Raw genomic sequence first — 14,841 nt, forward strand, 5'->3', positions numbered from 1 at the left:
GCGCGCGGCTCGCTGCGCAGCCCGCCCGGCGCGCTCAGGCGGCGGTGGAGGCGTCCTTCGCCACGCCGGACTCGTCGTCCAGCGAGAGCAGCATCAGCTCCTCGGCGAGGGTGACGTGCATCAGGGTGTCCCTTTCTTCTCTTCTCCGTGTCGTGACTCGCTGCGCCGACGGCGCCTCAGCCGCGCAGGGCTTCGACCAGGCGTCGAGCCCGGGTGTCCTCCTCCAGCAACGCCCGGACCAGTTGATCAGAACCCTGACCTGCGGCGTCAACCAGGTAGGCCTCGACCGCGCGCGGGTCGGCGGGCAGCGTCACCTCGCCGGATTCCAGCGCGGCGTGCGCCCTGGCGTAGTCGAGGCCGAGCCCGGCGAGCAGTTCGCCGGCGCCGCCCTCCTCCACCGACTGCGGCTCGTGGCGGGCCACTTCGTGCACGGCCAGCAGGGCGAGCAGGACGTGTTCGGTGCCGGGCGTACGGCGGCCGAGGCGCTCGGCCTGCGCGTCGGCCTCCATCCGGATCCAGGCCGCCGGACCGGACGAGCCAGGCTGCAGCAGGCGCTTCCAGCGCGGGATCCGGTGGGTGCGACGGGCCAGCAGCGCCTCCCGGGTGGGGAGCAGTAGCGGGTCGAGGGCGCCCTGGTGTCCCGTCCCCAGCTGCCCGTCACCCGGCTCGCCGAGCACGTGCCAGTCCGGCTCCGGCATGGTCGTTTCCATCGGCCCCTCCCACGACTGCGGCTTTACTCGAACTATAGGACTGCTTTTCCTTTTCTTGAGAGTCGGCCGCACGTCAAGAACGCGTCAGGACGGCGCCTCCGAGGCGCGGAAGACCGGGCACCCCACCGTTGTTGCCATCTGGTGCCATCGTGAGAGCCGCGCCCGCGAGAGGGGTGAGCACCATGGCCGACACGCTCCCCGGACCGGGCCGGGGCCCCGAGACGGAGGCGCCGCTGGACGCCTACTCCCGGATCGTCACCTCCGTCGCCGCCGCGCTGACCCCGCGGGTCGCCGCGCTCCAGGTGCCCCGGCGCGGCCGGGGCGGCTGGTTCAGCACCGCACTCGGCTCGGCGGTGGTCTTCACCGAGGACGGGTTCCTGCTCACCAACGCCCACGTCGTCGGCCACGCCGACGCCGGGGCGCTGGCCTTCGCCGACGGCACCACCTCCCCGTTCCACACCATCGGCGCCGATCCGCTCTCCGACCTCGCCGTGCTGCGCGCCGACGGGCCGACCCCGACGCCGGTGACGCTCGGCGAGGCGACCGGCCTGCGGGTCGGGCAGCTGGTCGTCGCCGTCGGCAACCCGCTGGGGCTGGCCGGGACGGTCACGGCGGGCGTGGTCAGCGCGCTCGGCCGCTCGATCCCGGCCCGCTCCGGCAGCGCGGTGCGGATCATCGACAACGTGATCCAGACCGACGCCGCCCTCAATCCCGGCAACTCCGGCGGCGCGCTCGCCACCGCGAACGGCGAAGTGGTCGGCATCACCACGGCGGTGGCCGGGAACGGGCTCGGCCTGACCGTCCCGATCGACGCCACCAGCCGCCGGATCGTCGCCGCCCTGCTCACCGACGGCCGGATCCGACGCGCCTACCTCGGCCTCGCCGGGGTGCCCGCGCCCCTGCCGCCCGCCCTGCGCCACCGCAGCGGGCAGCCCACCGGCCTGCGCATCGTCGAAGTGGTGCCCGGTGCCCCTGCCGACCGCGCCGGGCTGCACGAGGGCGACCTGCTGCTCACCGCCGCCGGCGAGCCGATGGGCAGCGCCCAGGCTCTCCAGCGCCTGATGCTGGCCGACGCGATCGGCCGCCCGCTCCCCCTCACCGTCCTGCGCGGCGAGGCCCTGGTCGACGTGCTCGCCGTCCCGGTGGAGCTGCCCTCCGACGACTGACCCGGGGCCTTCGCTGCTACGCCCCGGCCCCACGCCGCATCACCCAGAGCGCCGGCCCGCCCTCCGGCAGCCGGACCTCCTCCAGCACCTCGAAGCCGAAGTGCCGGTAGACCGCCAGGTTCGCCTCCTTGGAGGACTCCAGGTAGACCGGCAGCCCGGCCGCGTCGGCCTTGGCCAGCCCCGAGCGCAGCAACGCGGCGCCCTGCCCCTGCCCTTGGGCGACCGGGTCGGCGCCGATGACCGCCAGGTACCAGTGCGGCTCCTGCGGCGCGTTGGCGGCGGCCGCCTCGACGGAGCGCCGGAACGGCTCGGCCCGGTCGCCGAGGATCTCCGCCAGTTCGTCGAGCGTCTCCTCGTCCGGGACGGCCTTGTCCTGCGCCCGCGGCGGGACCCAGAAGGCGGCCGCGTTCGCGGTCCGCTCGCACACCCCGTGGCGGCCGTACTGCCGGGTGAACAGCGTGGTGAAGTAACCGTCCAGCCCCGCCTGCCGGGTGGCCGGGTCGGGGAGGAACCAGCACATCATCGGGTCGTCGGCGAAGGCCAGGGCCAGCGTTCGGCTGATGGACGACGCGTCAAAGAGGGTCGCCGCCTGCGGCACGTTGGTCATCTGCATACGGACATCCTGCGCGCCCTTATCTCCGGCGTCTCGGGCAGGGGCGCCAGGGCCTGATACCCCATCAGGGCGGCGTCGGTTCCATCGGCCGGGAGCGCAGCGCGCGCGTGCAGCCGGGCCGGGCACATCCGCGCCGCGGACTACCGCTTCGCCGCGAGGAGTTCGGGCGCCGGTCCGAACGAGAGGTGCCGGCGGGCGCGGCGGTGCGCCGACTCCAGCCGGTGCAGGTCGTGGAGCAGTTCGGGCACCGGGACGGTCAGCACCGGGCAGCCCGCCCTCCGGGCACAGTAGCCGGGCACCGAGCGCCGCAGCCGGCGGCGCAGCGGGCCTCCGCTGCGCCCGAGGACCAGCAGGTCGTCCGGCCGGTCGGCGATGTGCACCAGGGCCGGTCCGGTCTCGCCGCGGATGACCACCGGGCACAGCGGCACGCCGGGGTCGGCGCCGCCGAAGGCCGCGTCGAGGGCGTCCCGCAGGCGCTGTTCGGCGGATTCCCGGACGGCGGCGAGCAGCGGCGGGCAGGGCGAGCGCCGGTAGCCGTGTTCGCCGCCGGGCGGCTCCCAGGCGAGCACCGGCACCAGGACGGCGCCGCGGTCGCGGGCCTCGGCGAGGCCGCGGTGCAGTGCCGCCAGGCTCTCCAGCGACCCGCTGACCCCGACCACGATCCTGGGTTCCGTGCCGTCTCCGTGCCGCCCGTTGCCGTGCATGATCCGTCCTCGTGTGGTCGCGTTCGCCGTCGTCCTCCACCCAACCGCCTCCACGGGGGCTGACCTGTTGTCCTTGACGGCTTCCTGACGTTCCGGGCGGTGTTCCCAACGCCCTCCATATGCGGACCTCCGGCTCTCCGAACCACCCGGAATCAACCCGTTCGACCCCATCGACAGGCACCCGTTCGACCCAATCAAAAGAGCGAAGATCACCACAGAATGGGTGAACGGAGACGGCCCGCCGGGAATCGACACGCCCGACGGGTGGTTCGACATCGAACTTTCCAGGGAGCGCGGGCTTGTACTACAGCAGCGGCAACTACGAGGCGTTCGCCCGGCCGAGGAAGCCCGGGGGAGCCGAACGCAAGCGGGCGTGGTTCGTGGGGTCGGGACTCGCCGCGCTGGCCGGGGCGGCGTTCCTGGTCCGGGACGGGCAGGTGCCCGGCGAGCGGATCACGATCCTGGAACGGCTGACGCTGGCCGGCGGCGCGCTGGACGGGATCAAGGCGCCCGAGAAGGGCTTCGTGGTCCGCGGCGGGCGCGAGCTGGAGGACCACATGGAGTGCCTGTGGGACCTCTTCCGTTCGGTGCCGTCGCTGGAGGTCGAGGGCGCGTCCGTGCTGGACGAGTTCTACTGGCTCAACAAGGACGACCCGAACTTCTCGCTCCAGCGGGTCACCGAGCGCCGCGGCCAGGACGCCCGCACCGACGGCCTGTTCGCGCTCGACGACAAGGCGCAGAAGGACCTGGTCCGCGTCTTCCTCGCCACCCGCGAGGAGCTGGAGGGCAAGCGGATCGACGAGGTCTTCTCGCGGAACTTCCTGGACAGCAACTTCTGGCTGTACTGGCGCACCATGTTCGCCTTCGAGGAGTGGCACGGCGCGCTGGAGATGAAGCTCTACCTGCACCGCTTCATCCACCACATCGGCGGCCTGCCGGACCTGTCCGCGCTGAAGTTCACCAAGTACAACCAGTACGAGTCCATGGTCCTGCCGCTGACCCACTGGCTGATGGACCAGGGCGTGCGGTTCCGCTACGAGGTCGAGGTCACCGACATCGACTTCGACATCTCCCCCGCCACCCGGAACGCCCCCGGCCGCAAGCAGGCCACCCGGATCCACTGGCGGGAGGCCGGCCGGGAGGGCGGGGTGGACCTGGGCCCGGACGACCTGGTGTTCACCACCATCGGCTCGCTCACCGAGAACTCCGACAACGGCGACCAGCACACCCCGGCCCGGCTGGACGAGGGGCCGGCCCCGGCCTGGGACCTGTGGCGCCGGATCGCCGCCAAGGACCCGGCGTTCGGCCGCCCCGAGGTGTTCTGCGGCAACATCGCCGAGAGCAAGTGGGAGTCGGCGACCGTCACCACCCTGGACGCGCGCATCCCGCGCCACATCCGGAAGGTCGCCAAGCGTGACCCGTTCAGCGGCGGCGTGGTCACCGGCGGCATCGTCACCGCCCGGGACTCCTCGTGGCTGCTGAGCTGGACGGTCAACCGCCAGCCGCACTTCAAGCACCAGCCCGCCGACCAGGTCGTGGTCTGGGTCTACTCGCTGTTCGTCGACCGCCCCGGCGACTACGTGAACAAGCCGATGCAGGAGTGCACCGGCGAGGAGATCACCCAGGAGTGGCTGTACCACCTGGGCGTGCCGGTCGAGGAGATCCCCGAGCTGGCCGCGCGGGCCGCCCGCTGCGTGCCGGTGATGATGCCGTACGTGACGTCCTTCTTCCTGCCCCGGCACGCGGGCGACCGGCCGGACGTGGTGCCCGAGGGCGCCGCCAACTTCGCCTTCATCGGCCAGTTCGCGGAGACCAGCCGGGACTGCATCTTCACCACCGAGTACTCGGTGCGCACCGGCATGGAGGCTGTCTACCGGCTGCTCGGCGTCGAGCGTGGCGTGCCCGAGGTGTTCAACTCCACCTACGACGTGCGCAAGCTCCTCGCCGCCACCACCCGGCTCCGTGACGGCGCCGAACTCGACCTGCCCGGGCCGGAGTTCCTGCGCAAGCGGCTGCTTCGCCGACTGGAGGCCACCGAGATCGGCGAGCTGATGCAGGAGTTCGGCCTGATCGAGGACGAGCGGAAGTAGCCGCCGGGCACGGAGTCGGGCGGCGGGCGGGCCCCGGGGCGCGCGGGAGGTCGAGCGGATCGACCGTCCCGCCACCCGGGGCCCGCCCGTTCCCGCGCACGCCCGTCGCCCGAGGACAGTGGCACAAAGCATTAATGGTGCTATCGTCATTAGCACCATGTTGCTGAAGCTGGACATCGGGGACACCCGACCGCTGCACGAACAGGTCGCCGGCGCGATCAGACGGGCCGTCGCCGAGGGCGAGTGCGCCCCCGGGGACAAGCTGCCTCCGGCCCGGGAGCTCTCCCGGGCACTGGGCGTGAACACCAACACCGTCCTGCGCGGGCTGCGCACGCTGCGGGACGAAGGGGTGCTGGAGTTCCGCCGGGGCCGCGGCATCACGATCGCGACCGGCGCCGACACCCGCTCCGAACTGGTCGACCGGGTACGGAAGCTGGTCGAGGACGCGGCCCGGGCCGGCTACAGCAGGAACGATCTCGTGGACATGATCAGGGGGATGTCGTGACGGACGAGGAGACACCGACGGAGCGGACCACGGCGGAGCACCCGGCACCTCGCGGTGCCGTCTGGGCCGCGGCGGCCTGGTCGGTCGGCGTGCTGGCACTGCTGGTCGCCCTGCCGCTGACGGCGCGCCACCGGCTGCCGGACCCGCTGGCCACCCACTGGGGCGGACGGGAGCCGAACGGCTCGATGTCGCTGACGGCGGCCGCGCTGGTCCCGGCCGCGTTCTGGGCGGTCCTGGTGCTCACCGCGGTGGCGCTGCGGCGGTACTGGGCAGGCCGGGCGCCCGGGGCCGCGGCGGCCACGCTGGCGGCCGGCGGCGTGCTGCTGACGGGCGCGCAGACCTCCATCGTGCACGCCAACCTGGACCGCGCCCGCTGGCAGGACGCCGCGCCGATGGGCATCGAGGTGGTCCTGATCCTGCTGGCCACCGGCCTCGCCGGACTGCTGGCCCGGCTGGCGAGCCGCCGCTACGGCGGCCGGCCCGAGCCGCGCCCGGCGGCCGGGGCGCCCGCGCTGGAGGTACCGCCGGGCGAGCAGGTCGTCTGGCTGTCCCAGGCCGCCAACCCGTGGCTGCAAGTGGCCGCGGCAATACTCGGACTGGTCGCGGTGACGGGGGTGCTGGTCGTCGCGAGCGGAGTCGGCAAGCTGGACTGGGCGCTGGTGCTGCCGTTCGCCGTCGCCTCCCTCGCGTCCCTCGCCTCCTCCTCGGTGCGGGCGCGGGTGACCGCCCGCGGCCTGACCGTCGGCTTCGGCCCGTTCGGCCGGCCCGCCCGCCACTGGTCCCCCGCCGAGCTCGACTCCGCGCGCGCCGAGCAGCGCACCGCCGCGCAGGCGGGCGGCTGGGGCTACCGGATCAACGGGCTCGGCACCACCGTGATGCTGCGCCGGGGTGTCTGCCTGGTGGTCCGCACCCGCCGGGGCGCGGACTTCGCGGTGAGCGTCGACGATGCCGAGCGCGGGGCGGCCCTGCTCAACGCGCTGATCGCGCGCACCCGGCAGCCCACCGACTGAACCGTTTCCGCGGAAGGGGGACGAGGCGGTCCGGTCACCACGACCGGGCCGCCTCCACCACTGTCAGGGGGCGCCCGGTGGGCGCCAAGCGGCCACCGGGGGCGTAAACCGCGCACATCGGTGGTGCTTCGAACGCCAATGCCGGGTACACAAGTTGACGGCCGCTCAGGCGTGCGGCGGCGCCCGTCCGACACCGCCCCACCCCTTCCCCCGCGGCCGGAGGACCAGCGGGCCGACGCGCCCGTGCGAAAGGCAAGGAGGCGTCCGTGACTCACGACTCGCGCACGCAGAACTCCCCCGGCATCCGGCGGAGCATCCAGGACGTCCGGACCATCGCGATCCTGCGCCTCGGCGTCGGCCTGATCGGCATCCTGCTGCCGCCGGCCCTGCCGTTCGGCAACTGGCTGTCCGCCGAGGTGATGGGGCGCAGCACCGACGGCTTCTGGCCGGGCTCGATGAGCGCCTCGTACTACACCGGCAGCCGGAACCTCTTCGTCGGCGGGCTGTGCGCCCTCGGGGTGTTCCTGATCTGCTACCGCTTCGACCGCCGGGACGACCGCTGGAGCACGGCGGCCGGGTTCTTCGCGCTCGGGGTCGCGCTCTGCCCGACGTCCCCGGTGGGCGGGTCCGGCGTCCAGCGCACCGTCGGGGCGTTCCACCTGGCCTTCGCGGGCCTGCTGTTCGTCATGCTGGCGCTGTTCTGCCTCTACTCCTTCCGCAACTCCCGCTCCACCCAGCCGGCCCGGGTGGGCAAGGCCTACCTGGTCGCCGGGGTGCTGATCCTGGTCGCCCTGGCGCTCTCCGTCCTGGCCGGGGTGACGGGCGTCGGCTCCGGCTGGTCGGTGCGGCCGCTGTACCTGTGCGAGTGGTTGGCGACGTGGGCCTTCGGCACGGCCTGGATCGGCGCCGCGCTCGAACTCGCCGCGCACGGCCGGGCGGAGTCCGACACCACCGCGATTCCCCGTCAGTCGGGTGCCGCCGCGCTCGAACCGAGGCACCCGGAGGCGCAGGCCTGAGGGCCTGTCATCCCGTCGTACCGGGCGACCGTTACCATGCGCACCATGGACCGCCACGCCGGCGGCCTGTGACGGATGCCCAGCAACGGGAGAACGAGCATGGCGAACGAGATCCGGGCGGAGCACGGTCCGCGCGAGGATTTCCCATCGGTGGACCTGCGGATGGACGTTCCGCACTCCGCCCGGGTCTACGACTACCTCATCGGCGGCAAGACCAACTTCGAGGCGGACCGGGTCGCGGCGCACGCCTCGGTGCAGGCCTGGCCGTCGCTGCCGATCTCGATGCGCACCACCCGCGACTTCATGCAGCGCTCGGTTCGCCACCTCGCGGAGCAGTACGGCGTGCGGCAGTTCCTCGACATCGGCACCGGCATCCCGACCTCGCCGAACGTGCACGAGATCGTCCAGGCGATCGACCCCGAGGCCCGGGTCGCGTACGTGGACAACGACCCGATCGTGCTGACCCACGCCCGGGCCCTGATGGACAGCACGCCCGAGGGCCGTACCTGTTACGTGGACGCCGACTTCCGCGACCCGGAGTCGATCATCGGCAACCCCCGGCTGCGCGAGGTGCTCGACCTCTCGCAGCCGGTGGCGCTGTCGCTGATCGCGATCGTCCACTTCGTGCTGGACGAGGACGACCCGCAGGGCATCGTGCGCCGCTTCATGGACGCCCTGGCGCCCGGCAGCTTCCTCGCCCTGACGGTCTTCACCGGTGACACCGACCCGGTGGGCGTCGGTGGCGTCGGCCGCGAGTACAACGCGCGCGGCATCCCGCTCCAGATCCGCGACAAGGCCGAGGCGGAGGCCTTCTTCGACGGCTACGAGCTGCTCGACCCGGGTGTCACGCTGGTGCACCACTGGCGGACGGACGCCGGTGCCGCGCCCGTCCGCGACCAGGACATCGCGATGTACGCGGGCGTGGCGGTCAAGCGCTGAACACGGGCGCTTCGCGGTCGAGCGCCGACCCGTCCCTCCCGGCGGGCCCGGTCAACCGGACACGGAGACCAGGCCCGCCTCGTACGCCAGGATGACCAGCTGCACCCGGTCCCGGGCGTCGAGCTTGGCCAGCAGCCGGGTCATGTAGGTCTTGACGGTCGCGATGCTGAGCACCAGTTCGGCGGCGATCTCGGTGTTGGACAGGCCCCGGCCGACCAGGGTGAGGATCTCCCGTTCGCGCTCGGTGATCCCCGTCGGCCGCCGCTCGGCGGCGGCCGGCCCGGCCGGGGCGTCCGGAGCGGCCCGCGCAAGCGCCGGCCGCGGCGGGCGGCCTCCGGCGAACGCCCCGATCAGCCGCCGGGTGACGCTCGGCGCGATCAGCGCGTCGCCGGCGGCGACCACCCGCACCGCGCCGAGGATGTCGTCCAGCGCCATGTCCTTGACCAGGAAGCCCGACGCCCCCGCGTGCAGCGCCGCGTACACGTGCTCGTCCTCGTCGAAGGTGGTGAGCACCACCACCCTGGTCGGCCCGCCGTCGGCGGTCACCAGCCGGGTGGCCTCGATGCCGTCCATGACTGGGGGCACCTCCCGGCCGCCAGGCTGGGGGCGCATCCGGATGTCCATCACCACGACGTCCGGCCGCAGTTCGGCGGCCAGCCGGACGGCCTCCGCCCCGGTGCCCGCCTCGCCGACCACCTCGACGTCCGCCGTCTCCGCGATCACCATCTCCAGCGCGGCGCGCACCAGCGGCTGGTCGTCCACCAACAGCACCCGGATCACGCGCCCGCCTCCGTACCCGACGGCCCCGGCGCCGAGCCGGCACCGTCCACCGGCACCGGCAGCCGGGCGGCCACCCGGAAACCACCCCCGGGCAGCGGCCCGGCCTCGAACTCGCCGCTCAGCAGGGCGACCCGCTCCCGCAGCCCGGCCAGTCCGAACCCACCGCCGGGCCCCTGGCCCCGGCCCCGCCCCCGGTCGGTGACCTCGACGGACAGCTCCTCCGGCGTCCGGTGGTCCACCACGACCACGCAGGCACCGATGTCCGCGTGCCGCACCACGTTGGTGACCGACTCCTGGACGATCCGGAAGGCCGCGAGGTCGACCTCCGGCGGCAGCGGCCCCGGCTCGCCGTGCCGCCGGACCTCCACCCGCACCCCCGCGGCGGTGGTCGCCCCGGCCAGCCGGTCGAGGTCGGCCAGGCCCTGCGGCACCGTGGCCTCGCCGTCGGCCCGGCGCAGCGCGACCAGCATCCGGCGCAGCGCCGCCAGGGTGTCCCGCCCGGCGGCCTCGATCTCGCCCAGCGCCTGCTTGGCCCGCTCCGGCCGGCGGTCGATCACCCGGCGGGCGGCACCGGCCTGGAGGGCGACGATGCCGAGGCTGTGCGCGACGGTGTCGTGCATCTCGCGGGCGATCCGCAGCCGTTCGGCGGTGACCGCCTCCTCGGCCGCCCGGGCGCCGAGCGCCTCGGCGTGCTCCCGGTTCTGCCGCACCGAACGGCCGACCAGCCAGGCGACCAGCGCGAGCAGCGCGGCGCCGTCGGCCGAGCCGATGTGGGTGCCGGTGAAGATGCCCACCGTGCTGCCGCGCACCAGGCCGATGTGCAGCACCAGGAAGGCCATGACCAGGGCGAACGCGGCCCGGGAGCTGCGCCGCGGCCGGGTCGCGGTGATCAGGCAGAGCGCGGTGTCCACCGCGAGCAGCGCGCCGGGCGGCACCTGGGCGCCGCCGGCCCAGCCGTCGGTCTCGGTGAACGCGGCGACCAGCAGCAGGGCGACGGAGAGCACCGGAAGCCGTCGCATCAGCGCCGCGCCCGCGAAGGCCACCACCGTGTCGGCCAGGGTGAACGCCCAGCCGCCGTGCGCGGCGGCGCCGGGGTGCTGTGCGGCGTCGCCGCCGAGCCGGACGGCGGGGTAGCCGGCGGCCACGCACCAGGCGAGGCCGACCCAGACCTCGGGCGGGACGCGCCGGAGCAGCGGCGGGGAGGGGGGCGAGGGCATGGTTCGAGATCGTAACGACGGTCCGCGACGCCGTCATCCAACCGTGGTCGTACGGCCACGGGTGGCCAGCACTGTCGACGCCGGTCCGATGCGGCCGGCCGGCTCCCCCGGGCACCGTGGGACGCATGATCGAAGTCACCGAGCTGACGAAGCGCTACGGCCGCGGCAAGCGGGTCCGCACCGCCGTCGACCACCTCTCCTTCACCGTCCGGCCCGGCCGGGTCACCGGCTTCCTCGGCCCCAACGGCGCGGGCAAGTCCACCACCCTGCGGCTGGTCCTCGGCCTGGGCGGCCCCACCGCCGGCACCGTCACCGTCGACGGTCGCCCCTTCCGCGGCCGGCCCCGCGGCCTGCGGCACGCCGGCGCGTTGCTCGACGCGGGCGACGCGCACGGCGGGCGCACCGGCCGGGCCCAGCTGCGGGCGCTGGCCCGCGCCAACGCGATCCCGGCCGCACGGGTCGAGCAGGTGCTGCACGAGGTCGGGCTCGCCGAAGCGGCCGGGCGCCGGATCCGCGGCTACTCGCTGGGCATGAAGCAGCGGCTCGGCATCGCCGGCGCGCTGCTCGGCGACCCGCCGGTGCTGCTCTTCGACGAGCCGCTGAACGGGCTGGACCCGGAGGGCGTGCTCTGGGTGCGCGGGCTGTTCCGGCGGCTCGCCGCCGAGGGACGCACGGTCTTCGTCTCCAGCCACATGATGGCCGAGATGGAGCACACCGCCGACCACCTGGTGGTGATCGGACGCGGCCGGCTGCTCGCCGACGAGAGCCTCACCGAGTTCGCCGCCCGGACCGGCCGGGCCACCGTCACCGTCCGAGCCGCCGAACCCGACCGGCTGGCGGCCGTGTTGACGGCGGCCGGCGCAATCGTACGGCCCGGCCCGGACGGCGCCCTCGCGGTGACCGGCCTGGACGCCACCCGGATCGGCGAACTCGCCCTGGAACACCGCCTGTTGCTGCACGCCCTGACCACCCGGGGCGCTTCCCTGGAGGAGGCGTTCATGGACCTGACCGCCGACAGCGTCGAGTACCCCGCCGGAGAGCCCCGTTGAACACCGCGTCGAGCACCACGCCCGCCCACACCCGCGCCGAGCCGCGCGCCCGCTTCGGCGACCTGCTGGCCGCCGAGTGGATCAAGTTCTGGTCGCTGCGCTCGGTCTCCTGGGTGCTCGGCCTCAGCGCCCTGGCGATCGTCGCCGCCAACCTGAAGTCCGCGCTGTACACCCGCGACCACTACACGCCGGGCGAGGGCGATCCGGCGGGCATGGCGCAGGTGGCGCTGAACGACGCGTTCAACGTCGCCTCCGCCGACATCCTGATGCTGGTCGCGGGCGGCCTCGGCGCGATCGTCATCGCGGGCGAGTACGCGACCGGGCTGATCCGCACGACGCTGGCGGCCGTGCCCGATCGCCGGGCGGTGCTCGCCGCCAAGGCCTGCGTGCTGGCCGCCGTGCTGTTCGGCTACGGGGTGCTCACCGTCGGCGTCTCCTTCGGCGCGAGCCAGGCGATCCTGTCCGAGGTGGGCATCGGGCAGTCCGTCACCGACCCGACCGCGCTGCGGTACGTCGCGGCGGCGGTGCTGTTCGGCCCGGTCTGCGCGCTGGTCGGGCTCGGCCTCGGCACCCTGATCCGGCACAGCGCGGGCGCCGTGGTGGGCACCGTCGTGGTGCTGTTCTTCGTCCCGTCGCTGGTCACCGAGCGCTACCGCTGGAGCGCCGACCTGCTGCACGCCCTGCCGCTGCCCGCCTGGCAGCGCCTGGCCCGGACCACCCTGGCGGGCCTGCGCCCGTCCGAGTATCCGGCCACCGTCGCGGGCTCCTGGGTCACCTTCGCGGTGTGGTCGCTGGCCTCGGTCGCCGTCGCGGCGGTCGCGATCCACCGCCGCGACCACTGACGGCCCCGGGCAGGTGTTCAGGACGAGGGGGGCTCAGAACGCCGCGATGCTCCCGGGCGCCCGCTCGGCGCGGCTGAGCGTGCGCAGCACCGCCGCCTGGCCGTGCCGCCGCACGGCCAGCCGGGCCAGCAGGCCGATCACCGACTCGGCGGTCTCCGGTGGGAGTTCGGGGCCCGGCACCCCGACGCTGACCGCCAGGTCGTCGCCGTGGACGGCCAGTTCCATCGTCCGGGTGGCCAGCAGGTCGTCGAGGGTGAGTGCCCACGGGCCCCAGAACGGCAGCCGGACCGGTCGGGTGCCGTCCGCCGCCGCCAGCGTGGCCGCGAGCTCCGGCAGCACGGCGGCGAGCCGGCGGTGCAGCGCGGCCGGCCCGTCGGCCGCGAAGGCCTCGCTGCTCTGCCGGATCCGCACGTTGACGTCCGCGTCGAGTGCGGCGCCGACCCAGAGCGACCGGGCGTAGTGGTCCAGCAGCCCGACCACCGGCTCCGTCGGTACGGCGGCGGCCGGCAGCTCCGCCACGCAGAGGACCTGGTAGGCCAGGTGCCCGGCCAGCCCGCCGACGCTCCACTGCGCCAGTGCGCTCGGCCGCCGCCAGGAGGCGGCCACCTCCGGGCGGCGCAGCAGGTCCTCGGCCGCGGCGGCGGCGGCCAGGAAGTCCGCCCGGGCGTCCGTCACGGCCCGTCCCCCACCCGCGGCCCGGCGGCCCGGAGACCGCCCCGGCCCGAGGCCATGTCGGCGGCCGCCACCAGCAGCGCCGCCAGCACCAGGCCGGCCGCGACCGTCACCCCCAGCTGGAAGGCCAGCGCCCAGTCCGGGCGGGGGCCGGCGGCATGGGCGAAGAACACCGAGCCGACGACGGCGATGCCCACCGCCGAGCCGATCCGCTGCGCGGTCTGCAGCACTCCGCCCGCGCTGCCCGCCCGGGCCACCGGCACCTGTTGGAGGGTCAGCGTCTGGTTCGGGGCGACCACCAGTCCGCTGCCCACCCCGGCGATCAGCAGTGGCAGCGCCATCGTCCAGCCCACGTCGGGCCCGGACCACAGCTGCACCGCGAGCGTCGAGGCCAGCAGCCCGGCCAGCACCAGCACCAGCCCGGCCACCACCAGCCGCCGCCCCAGCCGGCTCACCAGGCTCCCGCCCACCGCCGCGGACACCGCCGAGCCGACCGCGAACGGCGTGATCGCCAGGCCCGCCATCAGCGCCGAGTAGTGCAGGCCCACCTGGAGGTAGAGGGTGAAGATGAAGAAGATCGCGGTGAACCCGGCGAAGTACACCAGCGACAGCAGCGTCCCCGCCGCGTACGGGCGCACCGCGAACAGCGCCATGCTCACCAGCGGTTCGTGCCGCCGCCCGTAGGACAGCTCCCAGCCGACGAAGACGGCGAGCAGCACCGCCGCCAGCGCCAGCAGCAGCCATCGGGCCGAGTCGTGCCACTGCTGCGCCTGGACGAACGGCAGCAGCAGCGAGACCGTCCCGGCGCCGAGCAGCAGCACGCCGACCGGGTCGAAGTCCCGGTGTCCGGCCCGCTCGGCGGCGGGCGGGGGCGCCGGAAGCAGCCGGTAGGCGATCGGCAGCGCGGCGACGCCGATCGGCAGGTTGACCAGGAACACCCAGCGCCAGCCGTCCTTCGGGCCGAACAGGTGGATCAGCAGCCCGCCGAGCAGCGGCCCGACCGCGGTGGACAGCCCGATGGTCGTGCCCAGCACGCCGAAGGCCCGGCCGCGCTCCGCGCCCCGGAACAGCACCTGGATGAAGCCGGACACCTGCGGCACCAGCACCCCGCCGGCCGCGCCCTGGAACAGCCGGGCCAGCACCAGCCACTCCTGGCTCTGCGCCGCCCCGGCGAGCGCGCTGGCCGCGGTGAACAGGGCGAGCCCGACGAGGAAGACGGCCCGCCGGCTGCGCGCGTCGCCGAGCCTCCCGGCGGGCACCAGCACCAGGCCGAAGGCCAGCGCGTAGCCGCTGAGCACCCATTGCAGTCCGCTGTCGGACATGTGCAGCCCGGCCCGTACGGTCGGCAGGGCGACGTTGACGATGCTGACGTCCAACAGGGTCATGAAGCCGGCGACCAGGCAGACCACGAGCGCCCGCCAGCGGCGGGCGGCGGCCCGGCCGCCCGCCCCGGGGGCGCCCGGCCCCCGCGGGGGGGCGGGGTGGTATAAACAAAAACCCGCCCCCCAGACAAAACAGAATAGGGGGT

15 protein-coding genes are annotated in these 14,841 nt (G+C 74.4%); 8 read left to right on the forward strand and 7 right to left on the reverse strand.

Annotated elements, in window-relative coordinates; genetic code table 11:
* Positions 1-176 precede the first annotated feature (176 nt).
* Positions 177-710, reverse strand: coding sequence for a Clp protease N-terminal domain-containing protein (locus ACFU7Y_RS24290; protein WP_380769633.1), 534 nt, complete (start codon positions 708-710; stop codon positions 177-179).
* Positions 711-892: 182 nt separating this feature from the next.
* Here ACFU7Y_RS24290 and ACFU7Y_RS24295 point away from each other — a divergent pair, with 182 nt between their 5' ends.
* Complete coding sequence (locus ACFU7Y_RS24295; RefSeq protein ID WP_380769634.1) at positions 893-1,876, forward strand: S1C family serine protease; 984 nt, start codon at positions 893-895, stop codon at positions 1,874-1,876.
* Positions 1,877-1,892: 16 nt separating this feature from the next.
* On the opposite strand, the gene ACFU7Y_RS24300 is transcribed toward ACFU7Y_RS24295, so the two are convergent.
* Together ACFU7Y_RS24300 and ACFU7Y_RS24305 are read right to left on the reverse strand one after the other, a co-directional pair.
* A complete protein-coding gene (locus ACFU7Y_RS24300) occupies positions 1,893-2,489 on the reverse strand; it encodes a GNAT family N-acetyltransferase (RefSeq protein ID WP_380769635.1) in 597 nt (198 codons plus the stop codon).
* Between the two features lie 140 nt (positions 2,490-2,629).
* Positions 2,630-3,193: a universal stress protein gene (locus ACFU7Y_RS24305; protein ID WP_380769636.1), complete on the reverse strand. Its 564-nt coding sequence runs from the start codon at positions 3,191-3,193 to the stop codon at positions 2,630-2,632.
* A gap of 299 nt (positions 3,194-3,492) precedes the next feature.
* Between ACFU7Y_RS24305 and ACFU7Y_RS24310 the strand changes: the two genes are divergently transcribed.
* The 5 genes from ACFU7Y_RS24310 to ACFU7Y_RS24330 all read left to right on the forward strand — a co-directional run bounded on the left by ACFU7Y_RS24310 (position 3,493) and on the right by ACFU7Y_RS24330 (position 8,753).
* Positions 3,493-5,283 carry an oleate hydratase gene (locus ACFU7Y_RS24310; RefSeq protein WP_380769637.1) on the forward strand — a complete coding sequence of 597 codons (1,791 nt, stop codon included), beginning with the start codon at positions 3,493-3,495 and terminating at the stop codon, positions 5,281-5,283.
* Positions 5,284-5,440: 157 nt separating this feature from the next.
* Positions 5,441-5,788, forward strand: a complete 348-nt coding sequence (locus ACFU7Y_RS24315) for a GntR family transcriptional regulator (protein ID WP_224275975.1) — start codon at positions 5,441-5,443, stop codon at positions 5,786-5,788.
* Positions 5,785-6,798, forward strand: a complete 1,014-nt coding sequence (locus ACFU7Y_RS24320; protein ID WP_380769638.1) for a DUF1648 domain-containing protein — start codon at positions 5,785-5,787, stop codon at positions 6,796-6,798. The genes ACFU7Y_RS24315 and ACFU7Y_RS24320 overlap by 4 nt, the downstream gene beginning before the upstream one ends.
* A 266-nt stretch (positions 6,799-7,064) precedes the next feature.
* A complete protein-coding gene (locus ACFU7Y_RS24325) occupies positions 7,065-7,814 on the forward strand; it encodes a hypothetical protein (RefSeq protein WP_224275963.1) in 750 nt (249 codons plus the stop codon).
* Positions 7,815-7,913: 99 nt separating this feature from the next.
* Complete coding sequence (locus ACFU7Y_RS24330) at positions 7,914-8,753, forward strand: SAM-dependent methyltransferase (RefSeq protein ID WP_224275961.1); 840 nt, start codon at positions 7,914-7,916, stop codon at positions 8,751-8,753.
* Positions 8,754-8,804: 51 nt separating this feature from the next.
* Here ACFU7Y_RS24330 and ACFU7Y_RS24335 read toward each other — a convergent pair whose 3' ends face one another.
* Positions 8,805-9,524 (reverse strand): response regulator, encoded by a 720-nt coding sequence (locus ACFU7Y_RS24335; protein ID WP_380769644.1) that lies wholly within the window; start codon positions 9,522-9,524, stop codon positions 8,805-8,807.
* A 5-nt stretch (positions 9,525-9,529) separates the two neighbouring features.
* Positions 9,530-10,750 (reverse strand): sensor histidine kinase, encoded by a 1,221-nt coding sequence (locus ACFU7Y_RS24340; RefSeq protein WP_380769639.1) that lies wholly within the window; start codon positions 10,748-10,750, stop codon positions 9,530-9,532.
* Positions 10,751-10,875: 125 nt separating this feature from the next.
* On the opposite strand from ACFU7Y_RS24340, the gene ACFU7Y_RS24345 reads away from it, so the two are divergent.
* Both ACFU7Y_RS24345 and ACFU7Y_RS24350 read left to right on the forward strand, forming a co-directional pair.
* Positions 10,876-11,799 carry an ATP-binding cassette domain-containing protein gene (locus ACFU7Y_RS24345; RefSeq protein WP_380769640.1) on the forward strand — a complete coding sequence of 308 codons (924 nt, stop codon included), beginning with the start codon at positions 10,876-10,878 and terminating at the stop codon, positions 11,797-11,799.
* Positions 11,796-12,641 carry an ABC transporter permease subunit gene (locus tag ACFU7Y_RS24350; protein ID WP_380769641.1) on the forward strand — a complete coding sequence of 282 codons (846 nt, stop codon included), beginning with the start codon at positions 11,796-11,798 and terminating at the stop codon, positions 12,639-12,641. The genes ACFU7Y_RS24345 and ACFU7Y_RS24350 overlap by 4 nt, the downstream gene beginning before the upstream one ends.
* 33 nt (positions 12,642-12,674) lie before the next feature.
* Here the strand turns inward: ACFU7Y_RS24350 and ACFU7Y_RS24355 are convergent, their stop codons facing one another.
* A complete protein-coding gene (locus tag ACFU7Y_RS24355; RefSeq protein ID WP_380769642.1) occupies positions 12,675-13,316 on the reverse strand; it encodes a maleylpyruvate isomerase N-terminal domain-containing protein in 642 nt (213 codons plus the stop codon).
* The coding region (locus ACFU7Y_RS24360) for an MFS transporter (protein ID WP_380769643.1) at positions 13,313-14,841 on the reverse strand (1,529 nt) is incomplete at its 5' end. The genes ACFU7Y_RS24355 and ACFU7Y_RS24360, both read right to left, overlap by 4 nt.

The sequence above is a fragment of the Kitasatospora sp. NPDC057542 genome, assembly GCF_042801945.1.
Classification (GTDB): domain Bacteria; phylum Actinomycetota; class Actinomycetes; order Streptomycetales; family Streptomycetaceae; genus Kitasatospora.

Excerpts from the sequence above, each read along its gene's own strand:
- ACFU7Y_RS24340 (WP_380769639.1), bottom strand. The coding sequence starts at position 10,750 with ATGCCCTCGCCCCCCTCCCCGCCGCTGCTCCGGCGCGTCCCGCCCGAG.
- ACFU7Y_RS24300 (WP_380769635.1), bottom strand. The coding sequence starts at position 2,489 with ATGCAGATGACCAACGTGCCGCAGGCGGCGACCCTCTTTGACGCGTCG.
- ACFU7Y_RS24330 (WP_224275961.1), top strand. The coding sequence starts at position 7,914 with ATGGCGAACGAGATCCGGGCGGAGCACGGTCCGCGCGAGGATTTCCCA.
- ACFU7Y_RS24345 (WP_380769640.1), top strand. The coding sequence starts at position 10,876 with ATGATCGAAGTCACCGAGCTGACGAAGCGCTACGGCCGCGGCAAGCGG.
- ACFU7Y_RS24305 (WP_380769636.1), bottom strand. The coding sequence starts at position 3,193 with ATGCACGGCAACGGGCGGCACGGAGACGGCACGGAACCCAGGATCGTG.
- ACFU7Y_RS24290 (WP_380769633.1), bottom strand. The coding sequence starts at position 710 with ATGGAAACGACCATGCCGGAGCCGGACTGGCACGTGCTCGGCGAGCCG.
- ACFU7Y_RS24315 (WP_224275975.1), top strand. The coding sequence starts at position 5,441 with ATGTTGCTGAAGCTGGACATCGGGGACACCCGACCGCTGCACGAACAG.
- ACFU7Y_RS24295 (WP_380769634.1), top strand. The coding sequence starts at position 893 with ATGGCCGACACGCTCCCCGGACCGGGCCGGGGCCCCGAGACGGAGGCG.